Source organism: Methyloversatilis sp. (assembly GCF_965284615.1).
Lineage (GTDB): Bacteria > Pseudomonadota > Gammaproteobacteria > Burkholderiales > Rhodocyclaceae > Methyloversatilis.
In genome coordinates this window covers 2,073,760-2,089,767 of sequence record NZ_OZ260098.1, presented here as the reverse complement: position 1 = coordinate 2,089,767, position 16,008 = coordinate 2,073,760, and the positions used below count along the sequence as shown (strand labels likewise).

At 67.4% G+C, this 16,008-nt stretch carries 18 protein-coding genes; 16 read left to right on the top strand and 2 right to left on the bottom strand.

Features of this window, described 5'->3' with window-relative positions; translation table 11 throughout:
• Positions 1 to 2 precede the first annotated feature (2 nt).
• Both ACQ66H_RS10015 and ACQ66H_RS10010 read right to left on the bottom strand, forming a co-directional pair.
• Positions 3 to 452 carry a DUF3429 domain-containing protein gene (locus ACQ66H_RS10015; RefSeq protein ID WP_430433900.1) on the bottom strand — a complete coding sequence of 150 codons (450 nt, stop codon included), beginning with the start codon at positions 450 to 452 and terminating at the stop codon, positions 3 to 5.
• Positions 453 to 459: 7 nt separating this feature from the next.
• The gene (locus tag ACQ66H_RS10010) at positions 460 to 1,641 is read right to left on the bottom strand and encodes an FAD-binding domain-containing protein (RefSeq protein ID WP_430433899.1); all 1,182 of its coding nucleotides are present in this window, start codon (positions 1,639 to 1,641) and stop codon (positions 460 to 462) included.
• Positions 1,642 to 1,839: 198 nt separating this feature from the next.
• Here ACQ66H_RS10010 and ACQ66H_RS10005 point away from each other — a divergent pair, with 198 nt between their 5' ends.
• The 16 genes from ACQ66H_RS10005 (at position 1,840) to ACQ66H_RS09930 (ending at position 15,994) form a co-directional block, all read left to right on the top strand.
• Entirely contained in the window at positions 1,840 to 2,847 is a 1,008-nt protein-coding gene (locus ACQ66H_RS10005; RefSeq protein ID WP_430433898.1) for a sulfate ABC transporter substrate-binding protein, read from the top strand.
• 18 nt (positions 2,848 to 2,865) lie between these two features.
• On the top strand, positions 2,866 to 3,459 hold the full coding sequence (gene ssuE, locus ACQ66H_RS10000) for an NADPH-dependent FMN reductase (RefSeq protein WP_430433897.1): 594 nt from the start codon (positions 2,866 to 2,868) through the stop codon (positions 3,457 to 3,459).
• Positions 3,460 to 3,508: 49 nt separating this feature from the next.
• Positions 3,509 to 4,489 carry a sulfonate ABC transporter substrate-binding protein gene (locus tag ACQ66H_RS09995; protein ID WP_430433896.1) on the top strand — a complete coding sequence of 327 codons (981 nt, stop codon included), beginning with the start codon at positions 3,509 to 3,511 and terminating at the stop codon, positions 4,487 to 4,489.
• Positions 4,490 to 4,500: 11 nt separating this feature from the next.
• Positions 4,501 to 5,652, top strand: coding sequence for an FMNH2-dependent alkanesulfonate monooxygenase (gene ssuD / locus ACQ66H_RS09990; RefSeq protein WP_430433895.1), 1,152 nt, complete (start codon positions 4,501 to 4,503; stop codon positions 5,650 to 5,652).
• Between the two features lie 228 nt (positions 5,653 to 5,880).
• Positions 5,881 to 6,873 carry an aliphatic sulfonate ABC transporter substrate-binding protein gene (locus ACQ66H_RS09985; RefSeq protein ID WP_430433894.1) on the top strand — a complete coding sequence of 331 codons (993 nt, stop codon included), beginning with the start codon at positions 5,881 to 5,883 and terminating at the stop codon, positions 6,871 to 6,873.
• Positions 6,874 to 6,877: 4 nt separating this feature from the next.
• A complete protein-coding gene (locus tag ACQ66H_RS09980) occupies positions 6,878 to 7,717 on the top strand; it encodes an ABC transporter permease (protein ID WP_430433893.1) in 840 nt (279 codons plus the stop codon).
• Between the two features lie 10 nt (positions 7,718 to 7,727).
• Positions 7,728 to 8,456 (top strand): ABC transporter ATP-binding protein, encoded by a 729-nt coding sequence (locus ACQ66H_RS09975; protein WP_430433892.1) that lies wholly within the window; start codon positions 7,728 to 7,730, stop codon positions 8,454 to 8,456.
• Positions 8,457 to 8,504: 48 nt separating this feature from the next.
• Positions 8,505 to 9,476, top strand: a complete 972-nt coding sequence (locus tag ACQ66H_RS09970) for an aliphatic sulfonate ABC transporter substrate-binding protein (RefSeq protein WP_430433891.1) — start codon at positions 8,505 to 8,507, stop codon at positions 9,474 to 9,476.
• 10 nt (positions 9,477 to 9,486) lie between these two features.
• Positions 9,487 to 10,716 carry an acyl-CoA dehydrogenase family protein gene (locus ACQ66H_RS09965; protein ID WP_430433890.1) on the top strand — a complete coding sequence of 410 codons (1,230 nt, stop codon included), beginning with the start codon at positions 9,487 to 9,489 and terminating at the stop codon, positions 10,714 to 10,716.
• 9 nt (positions 10,717 to 10,725) lie between these two features.
• Complete coding sequence (gene ssuC, locus ACQ66H_RS09960; RefSeq protein WP_430433889.1) at positions 10,726 to 11,529, top strand: aliphatic sulfonate ABC transporter permease SsuC; 804 nt, start codon at positions 10,726 to 10,728, stop codon at positions 11,527 to 11,529.
• 11 nt (positions 11,530 to 11,540) lie between these two features.
• Positions 11,541 to 12,365 (top strand): ATP-binding cassette domain-containing protein, encoded by an 825-nt coding sequence (locus ACQ66H_RS09955; RefSeq protein ID WP_430433888.1) that lies wholly within the window; start codon positions 11,541 to 11,543, stop codon positions 12,363 to 12,365.
• Between the two features lie 11 nt (positions 12,366 to 12,376).
• Positions 12,377 to 12,598: a TOBE domain-containing protein gene (locus ACQ66H_RS09950; protein WP_430433887.1), complete on the top strand. Its 222-nt coding sequence runs from the start codon at positions 12,377 to 12,379 to the stop codon at positions 12,596 to 12,598.
• Positions 12,599 to 12,617: 19 nt separating this feature from the next.
• Positions 12,618 to 13,286, top strand: a complete 669-nt coding sequence (locus ACQ66H_RS09945) for an RBBP9/YdeN family alpha/beta hydrolase (RefSeq protein ID WP_430433886.1) — start codon at positions 12,618 to 12,620, stop codon at positions 13,284 to 13,286.
• 114 nt (positions 13,287 to 13,400) lie between these two features.
• Entirely contained in the window at positions 13,401 to 14,036 is a 636-nt protein-coding gene (locus ACQ66H_RS09940) for a peroxiredoxin (RefSeq protein ID WP_019918381.1), read from the top strand.
• A 177-nt stretch (positions 14,037 to 14,213) separates the two neighbouring features.
• Complete coding sequence (locus ACQ66H_RS09935; protein WP_430433885.1) at positions 14,214 to 14,495, top strand: DUF2325 domain-containing protein; 282 nt, start codon at positions 14,214 to 14,216, stop codon at positions 14,493 to 14,495.
• A gap of 137 nt (positions 14,496 to 14,632) precedes the next feature.
• Positions 14,633 to 15,994, top strand: coding sequence for an FAD/NAD(P)-binding protein (locus ACQ66H_RS09930; RefSeq protein ID WP_430433884.1), 1,362 nt, complete (start codon positions 14,633 to 14,635; stop codon positions 15,992 to 15,994).
• Positions 15,995 to 16,008 lie beyond the last annotated feature (14 nt).

Genomic DNA, 16,008 nt, shown 5'->3' with positions numbered 1-16,008 from the left:
GGTCAGGCCATTGCCAGCGCAGACAGCAGCAGGCAGACAGTGACGATGGCACTGAGCAGCGTGCGCAGCTGCATGAACCACGGCTCCAGCGACAGCAGACGCGACAGTCGCCCATCCATCCACCAGCAGGCAGGCACCGTCGCCGCCAGCACCCACAGTCCGGCCGGCAGCGGCAGCAGCAAGGCGCACCAGGCGACCAGCGAGGGCATCACCCCCCAACCGAGGGCGCGCCACTGCGCCGTCGCATCGAGCGCGGCGTCGCGCATCGCCAGCCCCCAGTGCAGCGCGCCGATGAAGCTGACGATGGTGGCGCCGTAGGCGAGCTGGGCGTGCGCAAGCAACGCGCGCTGCGCATCCAGGGCGAGGATGGCGACGGTCAGTCCGACGAATGGAATCAGGCCGGCCAGCCCGAGCAGCCGGGCGGGATGGCGAGCGGCGACGTTCAGTATCATAGGGTTCTCAGCGGTGCCATGGCTGCGTAGTCGCCGCCTGCGGCGCCACTGTCTGCCAGAAACGCGTGAATGAGGGCATCGGCTGCGACGGGTCGTCGAACTGCCGCGCAACCGGCTCGCACAGCACGCCGGCGGCACGCATCGCCTCGGCATAGCCCGGATTCAGCGTCTGCATCGACGACAGCCTGACCTCGCCCAGGCGTTCGCGCAGCGCGCGCGCATCGCCGACCACGATGCCGTCGCAGGCGGCACGCATGCGGGTGAGCACGAAGCTCCAGCGCTTTTCGCTCCATGGGAAGCGCGCGTGGAAGGACGGCTCCAGCCAGCCGATCACCCGGCCCTGCGGCGGCGCGCCCAGCGCCCACGGATGCATGATCCAGCACTCGCGGCGGTCGTTGCGCAGGCCCCAGATATCCGGGTCGGGCACCACACCCGGCGCCGGTTCGACCACGCCCGGTGCGTACCCAGGCTCGGGGCCGCAGTCCGGCGATTGCCGTGCGATGCGGTCGAGCACCTCGTAACCGGTGTCGATCACCGTACCCGGGCTGGCCAGATCGGGCGCGTAGCGGGCGACGTTCTCCGCGTTGAACAGATAGGGCTTGCCGGTCAGCGTGCCGGCCACCCACTGCCAGGACAGCGTGTTCGACGCCAGATCGCCGTCGAGCAGGTGGCGGTACATCCAGTCGGCGCCGGCGCGCCAGTGCGTCTTGCGCACGTGCACGACGTAGCTGGCCAGCCACATGCGTGCGTGATTGTGCAGATAGCCGGTGTCGTACAAGGTGCGCACAGCGCTGTCGATCACCGGCACGCCGGTGCGCGCCGCGCGCACGTCGTCCGGTACCACTGCGGCGTAGTCCGAGGCCGGCGGCTGCCGGCGCGGTTCGAAGATGCCCTCGCCCCAGTGGCGCCAGAGATGTTGGAAGTACTCGCGCCAGGCCAGTTCGAACACGATCTTGTCGTCCGCCGACAGTGCGACGCGCTGCGACAACCGCTCGACCACCTGCGGTACATCGACGAAGCCGTGCGTCAGATAGGGCGACAGCCGCGTCACCGCGCCGTCCAGGTGATTGCGCGTGCGTGCATAGACGCCCGGGCGGATGGCGTCGATACGCGCCAGCGCGGCCCGCGGTGTCGGTTCGAAATCGTGGTCGGCCGCGTCGCGCGCGAGAGGGGTGAAGAGGTCGGTCATCGGCAGCATCCTTTCGTGCCACAGACCACTGCCACGCCGGAAAAATCCCGTGCGTGTTCGCGCTTTCGCTTCCCACTCCGCTGCAAATGCTTTGCACGAATCCGCTGCAAAGCAGCGCAGTTTTAATTGGTTCGCTTCGCGCGGCCCGCTGCCTAGAGTGCGCTCCATCGCATGTTTCCCAACACGGAGCCACACAAAATGAAAACGACCCTGCGCACCCTCGCCGCCAGCCTGCTGCTCGGCACCACGCTGATCGCCAATTCCTTCGCCGCCGACATCACACTGCTGAACGTGTCCTACGACCCGACGCGCGAGCTCTATCAGGACTTCAACAGCGCCTTCGCCAAGCACTGGAAGGCGAAGACCGGCGACAACGTCACCATCAAGCAGTCGCACGGCGGCTCCGGCAAGCAGGCGCGCTCGGTCATCGACGGCCTCGAAGCCGACGTGGTGACGCTGGCGCTGGCCTACGACGTCGATGCGCTGCACCAGAACGGCAAGCTCATCCCGGCTGACTGGCAGAAGCGCCTGCCGCACAACGCCTCACCCTACACCTCGACCATCGTGTTCCTGGTGCGCAAGGGCAACCCGAAAGGTCTGAAGGACTGGAGCGACCTGGTGAAGCCGGGCGTCGAAGTGATCACGCCGAACCCGAAGACCTCGGGCGGCGCCCGCTGGAACTATCTGGCCGCCTGGGCCTACGCGCTGAAGCAGCCGGGTGGCTCGGACGCCACCGCCAAGGAGTTCGTCAGGAAGCTGTTCGCCAACGTGAAGGTGCTCGACTCCGGCGCACGCGGCTCGACCACCACCTTCGTCGAGCGCGGTATCGGTGACGTGCTGATCGCCTGGGAGAACGAAGCCTATCTGGCGGTGAAGGAACTGGGTCCGGACAAGTTCGAAATCGTCACGCCCTCGCTGTCCATCCTGGCCGAACCGCCGGTCAGCGTGGTCAACAAGGTGGTGGACAAGCGCGGCACCCGCACCGTGGCAACCGCCTATCTTGAATACCTGTACAGCCCGGAAGGTCAGGAAATCGCGGCGAAGAACTACTACCGCCCGATCGACCCGAAGGTCGCCGCCAAGTACGCCAAGACCTTCGCGCCGGTGAAGCTGTTCACCATCGACGACGAGTTCGGCGGCTGGACCAAGGCGCAGAAGACCCACTTCGCCGACGGCGGCGTGTTCGACCAGATCAGCGTGCGCTGAACACCGCCAGGAACCGCAATGTCCATCCTGTTCATCCAGGGCAGCCCGGTCGAGCCTTCGCGCTCGGCCGCGTTGTCGGGGTTCGTCGCGGCGGAAATCCAGCGCCGCGGCATCGACAACATCCGCCTGAAGCTCACCGACCTGCCTGCCCAGGCGCTGCTTAACGCGAAGTTCGGCGACCCGCAGATCCGGATCGCCAGCGATCGCGTGGCCGGCGCCACCGCCATCGTCATTGCGACACCGGTCTACAAGGCGGCCTACAGCGGACTGCTCAAGAGCTTCCTCGACCTGCTGCCGCAGAACGGACTCGAGGGCAAGGTGGTGCTGCCGCTGGCAACCGCTGGCAGCCCGCACCACGCACTGGCGCTCGATTACGCGCTGCGCCCGGTGCTGCAGTCGATGTCGCCTTCGCTGGTGCTGCCCGGTGTGCATGCCACCGACGCCACGGTGGGCAAGTCGGACACCGGGGACTACGTGCTGTCGGCCGAAATCATCGACCGGCTCGCTCAGGCGACGGATCGGCTGATCTACGAGTATCGCGCACTGCTGGCTCGCCGCCCTGAACCCGCGGTCGATCCGGTGCCCTTCGATCAGGTCCGCTGCAGCGTCTGAACCCGACGCACCGCCCGACCCTTCCTGAACCCCACAAAGGAATCCATCGATGCCCTCCTTCTCCTCCCTGCCCTTCATTTCGCGCCGCAAGGCGCTCGCCTGGCTGATTGGCGGCGTGCTCGCCGCATCGGCCGCCCTCGTCGCCCCCCACGCCGCTGCAGCGCAGACACTGCGCATCGGCTACCAGAAATCGGCCAGCCTGCTCACGCTGCTCAAGGCCCAGGGCTCGCTGGAGAAGCGTCTTGCGCCGCTTGGCGTCGAAGTGAAATGGGTCGAGTTTCCTGCCGGTCCGCAACTGCTCGAAGGCCTCAATGTCGGCGCGGTCAACATCGGTGCGGTCGGCGAGGCACCGCCCATCTTCGCCCAGGCGGCCGGCGCCAACTTCATCTACGCGGGCTACGACCCGGCCTCGCCGGAGGCCGAAGCCATCGTCGTGCCGAAGGATTCGACGATCCGTTCAGTGGCCGAACTGAAGGGCAAGCGCGTCGCGCTGAACAAGGGCTCGAACGTGCATTACCTGCTGGTGAAGCTGCTGGAAAAGCACGGTCTGAAATACACCGACATCCAGGTGGTGTTCCTGCCGCCGGCCGATGCCCGTGCCGCATTCGAGCGTGGCGCAGTCGATGCGTGGGCGATCTGGGACCCCTTCCTCGCGGCCACCGAGAAGCAGATCGGCGCCCGCGTGCTGGCCGACGGCAGCGGCGTCGTGAACAACTTCTTCTACTACCTCGCCGCCCGCGACTATGCGAAAGCCAACGGCAGGGTGCTCGACGCGCTGTTCGACGAGATCAACAGCAATGCGGTCTGGCTGAAGGCCAACATCAAGGAGGCCGCCGCCCGCATCGCGCCGGAACAGGGGCTGGCGCCCGAGGTGGTCGAACTGGCACTGCGACGCTACCAGTTCAACGCGAAGCCGGTGACCGACGCCATCCTCGCCGAACAGCAGAAGCTCGCCGACACCTTCTTCGAACTGAAGCTGATTCCGAAACGCATCGAGGTCCGCCAGGCCTCGGTACTCGCCACCCGTTGAAGGTCCGCATCATGAATGTGTTCTGGTTCATCCCCACCCACGGCGACAGCCGCTATCTGGGCACCGCCGAGGGCGGACGCCAGGTCAGCCTCGACTACATGAAGCAGGTAGCGATCGCCGCCGACACGCTGGGTTACGACGGCGTGCTGCTGCCCACCGGCCGCTCCTGCGAAGACGCATGGGTCACCGCATCGGCGCTGATCGGCTTCACCCAGCGCCTGAAATTCCTGGTCGCGCTGCGCCCGGGTCTGACCGCGCCGTCGGCCGCCGCACGCATGGCCGCCACCTTCGACCGCCTGTCCGGCGGCCGCCTGCTGATCAATGTGGTGACCGGCGGCGACCCGACCGAGCTGGACGGCGACGGCATCTTCAATACGCACGACGAGCGCTACGAAATCACCGACGAGTTCCTGCGCATCTGGCGCGGCATCCTGGCGAGCGCACACACCGGCGAAGCCATCGACTTCGAGGGCAAGCACCTGTCGGTCAAGGGCGGCAAGCAGCTCTACCCCACCGTTCAGCGCCCGCATCCGCCGCTGTGGTTCGGCGGCTCGTCACCCGCCGCGCACGAACTGGCGGCCGAACAGGTCGATGTCTACCTGACATGGGGCGAACCGCCGGCCGCGGTGGCCGAGAAAATCGCCGACATGCGCCGCCGCGCCGCCGCCCACGGCCGCACGCTGCGCTTCGGCATCCGCCTGCACGTGATCGCGCGTGAAACCACGGAGCGGGCGTGGCAGGCGGCGGAAGACCTGATCCGCCATCTCGATGACGTCACCATCGCCGCTGCGCAGAAGAAGTTCGCGCAGATGGATTCCGAAGGGCAGCGGCGCATGGCCGCGCTGCACGGCGGTCGGCGCGACAAGCTCGAGGTCAGCCCCAATCTGTGGGCCGGGGTCGGCCTGGTGCGCGGTGGTGCCGGCACCGCGCTGGTCGGCGACGGCCCGACGATTGCCGCACGCATGAAGGAATACGCCGACCTCGGCATCGAAACCTTCATCCTGTCCGGTTACCCTCATCTCGAAGAGGCCTACAACTTTGCCGAGCAGGTGTTTCCCCACCTGCCACGCGCACAGAAAGAGGGCCTGCCGGGCTTCAGCCTGTCCGGGCCCTTCGGCGAGATCGTCGCCAACCATTACGTGCCGGCTGCATCGGCGAGCTGACACCCTGCGTCGCAGCACCCTGAAGGCCATCGTCCCACACCGGGGCGATGGCCTTTATCCTTGCCCCGACGTCGATCCGCTTATCACTCGAACGGCAAAGCTCCGCACCGTGCATGCGCAAATGCAGCGCAGATTTAATTGGTTTGAGTGCGCATCCCCCACCCCTAGGATGACCTTCAGACGCGCGACACAGCGCGACCACCCTCCGGACCGCACAAAAGGAAAACCATGAGCACTGCACGTTCCCGCAACCGCCGCCTGCTGATCACAAGCCTGCTCGCCGCCACGCTGCCGCTGACCGGCTTCGCCGCTGGCGACGCGCCGAAGGAAATCCGCCTCGACTACGCCTACTACTCGCCGACCAGCCTGGTATTGAAGCGCTTCGGCTGGCTGGAAGAGGCCGTAAAGCCGGCCGGCATCGAGGTGAAATGGACGCTGAGCCAGGGCAGCAATCGCGCACTGGAATTCCTAAATAGCGGAGCCATCGACTTCGGCAGCACCGCCGGCCTGGCCGCCGTGCTGAGCCGCGCCAACGGCAACCCGATCCGTTCGGTCTATGTGTATTCGCGACCAGTGTGGACCGCACTCGCCGTACCCAAGGATTCAACCATCAGATCGGTGGCCGAGCTGAAGGGCAAGCGCGTCGCCGCCACGAAGGGCACCGACCCCTATCTGTTCCTGCTGCGCTCGCTGCACGAGGCCGGGCTCTCGCGCAACGACGTGGAGATCGTCCACCTGCAGCATCCGGATGGCCGCGTCGCGCTCGAACAGAAGCGCGTTGACGCCTGGGCCGGCCTCGATCCGCATCTCGCCGCGAGCGAACTGGAAGCCGGCTCGAGGCTCATCTACCGCAATGTGAACTTCAACACCTACGGCTTCCTGAACGTGTCGGAGAAGTTCCTGAAGGCACATCCGCAGCAGGTTAAGACGGTGATCGCAGCCTACGAGCGCGCCCGCCGCTGGGTGATCGCCAATCCGGACGACGCCGCGAAGCTGCTGGCCGAGGAGGCGAAACTGAACCTGGCGGTGGCCCAGGCGCAACTGAAGCGCACTGATTTTTCGAATCCGCGCATCGGCCGCGAACACCACGACGCGCTGCGCGCCGCAGCACCCATCCTGGTCGAGGAGGAACTGGTGCGCAAAGGCACCGACGTCGCCAAGGTGGTGACCGAACTGATCGACCCGACCCACGCCGCCGCCGTGGTTGCGGCCAAGGACTGATGCCATGAACACCGCTGCCCGCACCTCCTCCCTCCAGGCGACGGTGTCGTCCGCGCGGCCGGCAGTCCCCGCCGGTCGCGCCGGGCGTCCCCACCCGGCGCTGGGCTGGGTGCTGCCCGCGCTCGCGCTGCTCGCCTTCGAAGTGCTGGTGCGCAGCGGCGTGCTGGCCGCCCACCTGTTCCCTGCGCCGAGCGAAATCGTGCGCACGCTGTTCGACCTGGGCAGCGGCCTGGCGTCGCATATCGGCGTCAGCATCGCCCGCGTCGCCGGTGGTTTCGCGATCGGCGCCTCGCTGGCGGTGGTTGCCGCCGTCGTGGTCGGGCTGGACCGCCGTGCCGAAGCGCTGCTCGACCCGTCCTTCCAGGCGCTGCGCGCCGTGCCCAGCCTGGCCTGGGTACCGCTGCTGCTGCTGTGGCTGGGCATAGACGAAACGCCCAAGATCACGCTGATCGCGATCGGCGCCTTCTTCCCGGTCTATCTGAACCTGCTGTCGGGTCTGCGCAATGTCAACCGCAAGCTGGTCGAACTGGGCGAGGTCTATGGCCTGAGCCGCAGCGCGCTGGTCCGCCGCATCCTGCTGCCGGCGTCGCTGCCCAGCCTCTACACCGGCCTGCGCGTTGGTCTGAGTCTGGCCTGGATGTTCCTGGTCGCGGCCGAACTGATCGCCGCCACCCGCGGCCTGGGCTATCTGCTGACGGATGGCCGCGAAACCTCGCGACCGGACATCGTGCTCGCCGCCATCCTGCTGCTGGCCGTGCTCGGCAAGCTGTCGGACAGCGTTCTCAAATCACTCGAGAAGCGCGCGCTGGTCTGGCGCGATGCCCTCGAAACCCGACTGGCCTGAGGGGCGCACGATGACTGCATTGCTCGATGTGCATGTGCGCACCAAGCGCTTTGCCGATCGGCTCGTGCTGGACAACTTCTCGCTCGAACTGGAAGCCGGCGAGATCGTCAGCCTGGTCGGCGCCAGCGGCTGCGGAAAAAGCACCCTGCTGCGCATCGTTGCCGGCCTGGACCGCGAACACGATGGACAGGTGCGGCTCAACGGTCAAGCGCAGCACGGCATCCACCGCGACATCGGCTTCATCTTCCAGGAGCCGCGACTGCTGCCTTGGCTCACCGTCGCGCAGAACGTCGGCTTCGATGCCGACGCCCGGCGTGCGAGCGACCCGCACGTGTTTTCGCTGCTGGAGGAAGTGGGACTGGCGCAGGTGGCCGACGCGCTGCCGAAAGCGCTGTCCGGCGGCATGGCGCAACGGGTGGCGATCGCCCGCGGCCTGTTCAACCGGCCGCGCCTGCTGTTGCTCGACGAGCCCTTCAGCGCGGTCGATGCCTTCACGCGGATGAAGCTGCAGGAGCTGCTGCTGGCCATCGCCCGCGAACACGGCACGACGCTGCTGCTGGTCACCCACGACGTCAACGAAGCGGCCTGGCTGTCCGACCGCGTTGTGGTGATGGGGAACGGTCGCGCGCTGGACGAAGTGACGATTACCGAACAACGCCCGCGTCATCGCCGTTCGCAGACGCTGGCCGATGCCCGCAACACGATTCTCGAAATCCTAGAGGGCGCGCACGTCGTCTGACGTGCGCCGCACTCGGTACCCGGAAAACACCAGAAAGAGAACCTTGCAATGAGCACTCGCTTCACACTTCGCCGCAACGCCTTGAAGGCACTCGTAGCCCTGCTGCCGGCCCTTTCGGTCGGCGGCGCATTCGCACAGGACAAGCCGACCACCGTACGCATCGGCTACCAGAAGTCATCGACGCTGATCACCGTGCTGAAGACCCGCAGCACGCTGGAACAGAAGCTCGCGCCGCTGGGCGTCAAGGTGAGCTGGCACGAATTCGCCAGCGGTCTTCCGCTGCTCGAGGCGCTGAACGTCGGCAGCGTCAACGTGTCGGCCGACGTCGCCGACACCGTACCGGTGTTCGCTCTGGCCGCCGGCGCCAACCTGACCTATGTCGCGCAGGAGGCGCCCTCGCCCACCGCCCAGGCCATCGTGGTCAAGGCCGATTCGCCGATCCGCAGCGTGGCTGATCTGAAGGGCAAACGCGTCGCCTTCGCCAAGGCCGCCGGCGTGCACTACCTGCTGATCGCCGCGCTGGAGAAGAACGGACTGAGCTTCAAGGACATTCAGCCCGCCTACCTCGCGCCGGCCGACGGCCGCGCCGCCTTCGAGCGCGACAGCGTCAACGCCTGGGTGGTGTGGGACCCCTTCCTGTCGGCCGTGCAGCGCCAGGCCAAGGTGCGCGTGCTGGCCGACGGCACGAACCTCGCCCAGTACCAGCGCTACTACCTCGCCTCCACACCCTTCGCGCAGGCACGGCCGGACGTGATCAAGGTGATCCACGACGCGCTCACCGAAACCGGCAAGTGGGTGAAGCAGAGTCCGAAGGATGCGGCCGCGCTGCTGGCACCGGTGTGGGGTCTGGATGAAGCCACGGTCGAACAGGCCAACGGCCGTCGCAGCTACGACGTGCGCCTGGTGCAGCCGGAGCGGCTGCAGGAACAGCAGGCCATCGCCGACACCTTCACCCGCGAGGGCCTGCTGCCGCGCAAGGTGAATGCCACCGCGGTGCCGGTCTGGAAACCCGCGCTCTGAGGCGACATCGATGAATGCTCCGGACACCACCCGCCAGCTCGAACGCAGCGAGGCTGACCACCTGTTCGACCGAGACTTCGGTGCTCACACCGAAGCGGTCGAACGGACAGCACGCGGGCTCGAAGCCACCGCCGCCGAGCGCGACCGCGCCGGCGGCACCGCCTGGACCGAACGCCAGCTGCTGCGCGACAGCGGCCTGCTCACGCTCGCGGTACCGGCGGAATTCGGCGGCGCCGAACTGCCCTGGCCGCAGATCTACGCCATCGTCCGTCGCTTCGCCAAAGCCGACAGTTCGCTCGCCCACCTGTTCGGCTTCCAGCACCTGCAGGTGGCCAGTGTGCGGCTGTTCGCCAACCCGGCGCAGCAGGCCCGCCTGCTCGGCGATACGGTGGCGAAAGGCTGGTTCTGGGGCAATGCCACCAACGGTCTGGACACACGCATCCGGCTCACGCCGGAAGGTGACCACTTGGTGCTCAACGGCGTGAAGTCCTTCTGCTCCGGTGCCACCGGCGCCGACATGCTGAACGTAACCGCGCCGCGCGGCGACGATCCGGCCGACCGCGTGTTCATCAGCCTGCCAGCCGATCGTGCCGGCATCACGGTGCACGACGACTGGGACAACCTCGGCCAGCGCCAGACCGACAGCGGCAGCGTCACCTTCGAAAACGTGCGCGTCGAGACGGACGAGATCCTCGGCCCGCCGGGCACCCGCGGCACGCCACGAGCGACGCTGCGCACGCTGGTGTCGCAGCTCATCCTGACCGAGATCTATCTCGGCAACACGCAGGGCGCGCTGCGCGCCGCGTGGAACTATGTGCAGCACGAGGCGCGCCCCTGGTTCTCCAGCGGCGTGGCGCGCGCCGCCGACGACCCCTACGGTCAGGTGCGCTTCGCCGAACTGTGGATCGGCTACCGCGGCGCGCTGGCGCTGGCCGTCCAGGCCGAGCAGGCGCTGCAGCAGGCATGGGAACGTGGCGACGCACTGAGCGCGCGCGAACGCGGCGAGGTCGCCCTGCTGATCTGGCAGGCCAAGATCGCCGCCGGCCGCGCCGCGCTCGATGTGACGTCGCGCATCTTCGAGCTGATGGGCGCACGCGCCACCGCCGCCCGCTACGGCCACGACCGCTACTGGCGCAACGTGCGCGTGCACACGCTGCACGACAACCTCGACTACAAGCTGCAGGACATCGGCCGCTGGGTGCTCGACGACACCGTGCCCGAACCTTCCATCTATTCCTGACGACACGACATGAGTACCCGAGATACCTCTCCCATTGCGTCGCTGGCCTCGCGCCTGCGGCAGAAACTGCTGCCGTGGAGCCTTCCGGTCACACTGGTCGTGCTTTGGCAGATCGCCGCCCAGACCGGCTGGCTGTCCAGCCGCGTGCTGCCGGCGCCGCTCGACGTGCTGAAAGCCTTCTGGACGCTGGCGGTCAGCGGCGAACTGTGGCGCCACGTGCTGGTGAGCGCGCAGCGCGCGCTGTCCGGCTTCGCGGTGGGCGGTGGCCTCGGCCTGCTGCTCGGCCTCGCCACCGGTTCGTGGAAACGGGTCGAAACCCTGCTCGACACCACCGTGCAGATGATCCGCAACATTCCGCCGCTGGCGCTGATCCCTCTGGTCATCCTGTGGTTCGGCATCGACGAGACGGCCAAGCTCTTCCTGGTGTCGCTGGGCGTGTTCTTCCCGGTCTACATCAACACCTTCCACGGCATCCGTTCTGTCAACGCCGGCCTGATCGAGATGGGCCGCTCCTACGGTCTGCGCGGCTGGGCGCTCTACCGCGACATCATCCTGCCGGGCGCGCTGCCGTCCATCCTCGTCGGCGTGCGTTTTTCGCTCGGATTCATGTGGGTCATCCTGATCGTCGCGGAAACCATTTCGGCGCAGGAAGGCATCGGCTACATGACGATGAATGCGCGCGAGTTCCTGATGACCGACGTGGTGCTGGTCGGCATCCTGCTGTACGCGCTGCTCGGCAAGCTGGCCGATCTGCTGGCCCGCTCGCTGGAACGCGTGTGGCTGTCATGGCACCCGAACTACCACACCCGTTGAGGAGCCCGACCATGTACTTCTCACCGGAAGAGAACAGCGAAGTCAGCGCCGCCGAACGCGTGATCAACGGCGCGGCCGTCACGCTGCGCGGCATCGGCAAGGCCTTCGGCGACCGCCAGGTGCTGCACGGCATAGACCTCGACATCCGTCCGGGCGAATTCGTCGCCATCGTCGGCCGCAGCGGCTGCGGCAAGAGCACGCTGCTGCGCCTGCTGGCCGGCCTCGACCACGCGAGCGAAGGCGAACTGTCGATAGACGGCGGCGCCGACGACGTGCGCATCATGTTCCAGGAAGCGCGTCTGCTGCCGTGGAAGCGCGTGCTCGACAACGTGTCACTGGGCCTCACACCAGCCTTCCGCCGCCGTGCCCGCGAGGTGCTGGCGCGTGTCGGCCTGGCCGACCGCGAACGCGACTGGCCGTCCCAGCTGTCCGGCGGCCAGCGCCAGCGTATCGCGCTGTCCCGCGCACTGGTGCACTCGCCGCGCCTGCTGCTTCTGGACGAACCGCTGGGCGCGCTCGACGCGCTCACCCGTATCGAGATGCAGCAACTGATCGAGTCGCTGTGGCTGGAACAGGGCTTTACCGCCATCCTGGTCACGCACGACGTGCAGGAGGCCGTGGCGCTGGCCGACCGCGTGCTGCTGATCGAGGACGGCGCGATTGCGCTTGACCTCGACGTCCGCCTCGCCCGGCCGCGCGAGCGCGCCAGCAACGGCTTTTCGGCCTACGAGGCACGCATCCTGTCGCGCGTGCTCAGTGCGCCGCCCATCGAATCCCCCCATGCGTCACCGGACGCATGGGCATCGGGCATCGCCCATATTTCGTTCGCAATCTGAAAGGAAGCACCATGGCAATCACCGCAATCAATGTACGCAATCAGTTCAAGGGCAAAGTGAAGGAGATCGTCCGCGGCGACGTGGTCAGCGAGGTCGATGTCGACACGCCGGCCGGCATCGTCACCTCGGTCATCACCACCCGCTCGGTCAACGAGCTGGGCCTGAAGCCGGGCGTCGAAGTGGTCGCGCTGGTGAAGTCAACCGAAGTGTCGATCGCCCGCATCGGCAGCTGATCGCGAGCAGCGCATCGCCATGACATCCACCGTCCTCATTATTCCCGGACTTCAGGGCATGCCGCAGGGACACTGGCTGTCATGGCTCGAAGACGAACTGCCCCAGGCGCGCCGCGTGCCGCACGACGAGTGGAGTTCACCGGTGCTGGCACACAGAACGGGTCGCGTGAAGCAGGCAATCGCCCGCTCGGCCGGCCCGGTCTGGCTCATCGCGCACGGCTTCGGTTGCCTCGCCGCCATCATGGCCGCCTCCGACCGGACCGATCGCGTCGCCGGCGCGCTGCTGGTGACACCCGCCGACCCCGAACGCTACGGTGCCGACGGTCCGCTGGTCGAGGGTGAAGAGACGATACCCCGCAAGCCTTCGATTTCCGGACTGCTGCCGCAGACGACATTGGGTTTCACCTCGCTGGTGATCGCCAACGCCGACGATCCGGACATGCGTCTGGTCACTGCCAGCCAGTGGGCCGAGAGGTGGGGCAGCCGACTGCTGCTGACCAGCGCGCTGGGCAATATCGACCCGGCCGTTCATCAGGGCGCCTGGCCGCAATGCCTGCGCCTGTTCCGACTGATGCATCATGCACAACGTGACCTTCCGCTGGGCAGCTTCGCGGAAGGAAACGAACCGGCCCCGCGCCGGCACGGCTGGCTGGCAAAGCTTCGACGCCAGTCGCGGGCGACGCTTTGATGCCGCTGCACGCCGAAGCATTCGGGCGAGCATTGAAGTGCGCCGTCCCCCGACGACGGCAACCGACACCCGACGCCAGCAGACCCTGCACTTCTTGAATGAAAGGACCACATCATGACTCTCAGACTGGGCGACATCGCCCCCGACTTCGAACAGGATTCCAGCGCCGGCCGCATTCGTTTTCATGAATGGCTCGGCAACAGCTGGGGTGTGCTGTTCTCGCATCCGGCGGACTTCACGCCCGTATGCACCACCGAACTGGGCCTCACCGCCAAGCTCAAGGGTGAATTCGACAAGCGCGGCGTCAAGGCCATCGCACTGTCGGTCGATCCGGTCGAGTCGCACACGCGCTGGATCGCCGACATCAACGACACCCAGAACACCACGGTGAATTTCCCCATCATCGCCGACGGCGACCGCAAGGTGAGCGAGCTGTACGACATGATCCACCCGAACGCGAATGCCACGCTGACTGTGCGCTCGCTGTTCATCATCGATCCGAACAAGAAGGTGCGCCTCATCATCACCTACCCGGCGAGCACCGGCCGCAACTTCGACGAAGTGCTGCGCGTGATCGATTCGCTGCAGCTGACCGACAAGCACTCGGTAGCCACCCCGGGCAACTGGAAGCACGGCGACGACGTGGTCATCGTGCCCTCGCTGCAGGACCCGGACGAGATCGCGCGTCGCTTCCCGGCCGGTTACAAGGCGGTGCGTCCTTATCTGCGCCTTACGCCGCAACCGAAGTAAGCGACGGCTGCGACAGCGACAAGGCCCGGCTTCTGCCGGGCCTTTTTTCGTCCTCCATCGCGGCGCGCATATGCATCCTGCGGCAAAGCTGTGCAGAAGAAGCAGCGCAGAACAATTCAGTTCCCCGGGCTGCGAGCCGCCCGTAAGGTCGAGCCATCGCAATCCGGAGTACATCAAATGGCCATCCTTGTCGTCGGCGGTGACCACCCCAATCAGTTCGCTGACTCGGCACGCGAAGCCGGCGTCAACCGCCTGCATCACTGGAGCGGCCGCCGCGCCGCCGACCACCACCAGCCGCTGCCGCGCGACCTGCGCGGCATCGTGCTGCTGATCGACCACGTCAATCACGGCATGGCCGCGCGCGTACGCAGGCTTGCCAGCCAGCACGGACTGCCGGTCGTCTACAGCGCGCGCAGCCGGTCGCAGATACGCAACGCGCTGTCACGGCTGGCGGCCTGAGCCCAGTCGGGAACTGCATCACGGCCGCAGCCTGCGCCACGGTTCCGCGTCACGGAAACGCAAGGCGGCGGACGCTATAGTCGCCGGGTACGCCGGAGCACCCGTCTGCTTCGGCCTTCCTGGTGAAAGGTTTCCGCGTGCGCACGCTTGTCATCATCGGTGCCGGCTTCAGCGGCACGGCCTGCGCCTGTCAGTTCCTCGCCCGCTGCGGCGACGGCTGGCAGGTCAGCCTGATCAACGCCTCCGGTCCGGTCGCCCGCGGTCTGGCCTACGGCACCCGTTCGCCGCTGCACCTGCTCAACGTGCCGGCCGGCCGCCTCGGCATGGACCCGGCGCAGGAAGGCGATTTCGTCCGCTACCTCGACGAGACGGGGCATCGCTACCGCGCCAGCGCCTTCGTGCCGCGCATGCTGTACGGCGAGTATCTGGAACAGCGCCTGCGCCAGGCGGCCGACGCCCATCCGGGCCGCCTCGACATCCGAACGGCGCGGGTCGATGCCATCGAGCGGCGCCTTGCCGGCGGCTTCCGTCTTCACCTGTCAGGCGACGCGACGCTGGATGCCGATGCCGTCATCCTCGCGATGGGACACCTGAGTCCGGTCGCGCCACTGCCGGGTCTGGATGCGCTGAGCGCCGCCTACATCAACGACCCGTGGTCGGGCGCCGTCGAGCACATCGGCCCCGACGAGCGCGTGCTGATGCTCGGCAGCGGCCTGACCATGCTCGATGTGGTGGTCAACCTCGCGCGGCGCGGCCATCGCGGTCCGATCACCGCGCTGTCGCGCCGCGGCTTGCTGCCGCGCTCGCACCGCGCGCAGGACGCACCTCCGGCCACCATCCCGCTCGACCGCGAAGCGCTGCTGCAGGCGCGCAGTGCGCGTGCGCTCACTCGCCAGGTGCGCGCCGCGGTCGCCCAGGCCGAGCGTGCCTGCGTCAACTGGCGCGACGTGATCGGCTCGCTGCGTGCCCTGACGCCGGCGCTGTGGCAGAGCCTGGACGAGCGCGAGAAGCGGCGCTTCGTGCGCCACGTACGGCCGCACTGGGAGGTGCTGCGCCACCGCACCGCTCCCGAGCCCTTCAACGCGATGAACGCGCTGCTGCAGGACGGTCGCCTCACCGTCGGCGCCGGACGGCTGCGCGCTGCCGCAGCTGATGAGGGCGGAGTGACCGTACGCTGGGATGACGCCCGCCGCGGTCCGCAGGCGCAGCGGTTCGATCGCGTCGTCAACTGCACCGGCCCGGGTCACCGCATCGACGCCCAGCGCGCACCGTTGCTGCACCGTCTGCTGGAAAGCGGTCTGATGACGCAGGACCCGCTCAAGCTCGGCCTGATGGTCAACGCCCGCTGCCGGGCCATCGACGCACGCGGACGCAGCGTGGACGGGCTGTACTACGTCGGACCGCTGCTGCGTGCCCAGTTCTGGGAAGCCACCGCGATACCCGAGTTGCGCACGCACGCCGCGGTGGCAGTGGACAGCCTGCTCGCCGCTGGCGGTTGAGCGTCATACGCGAT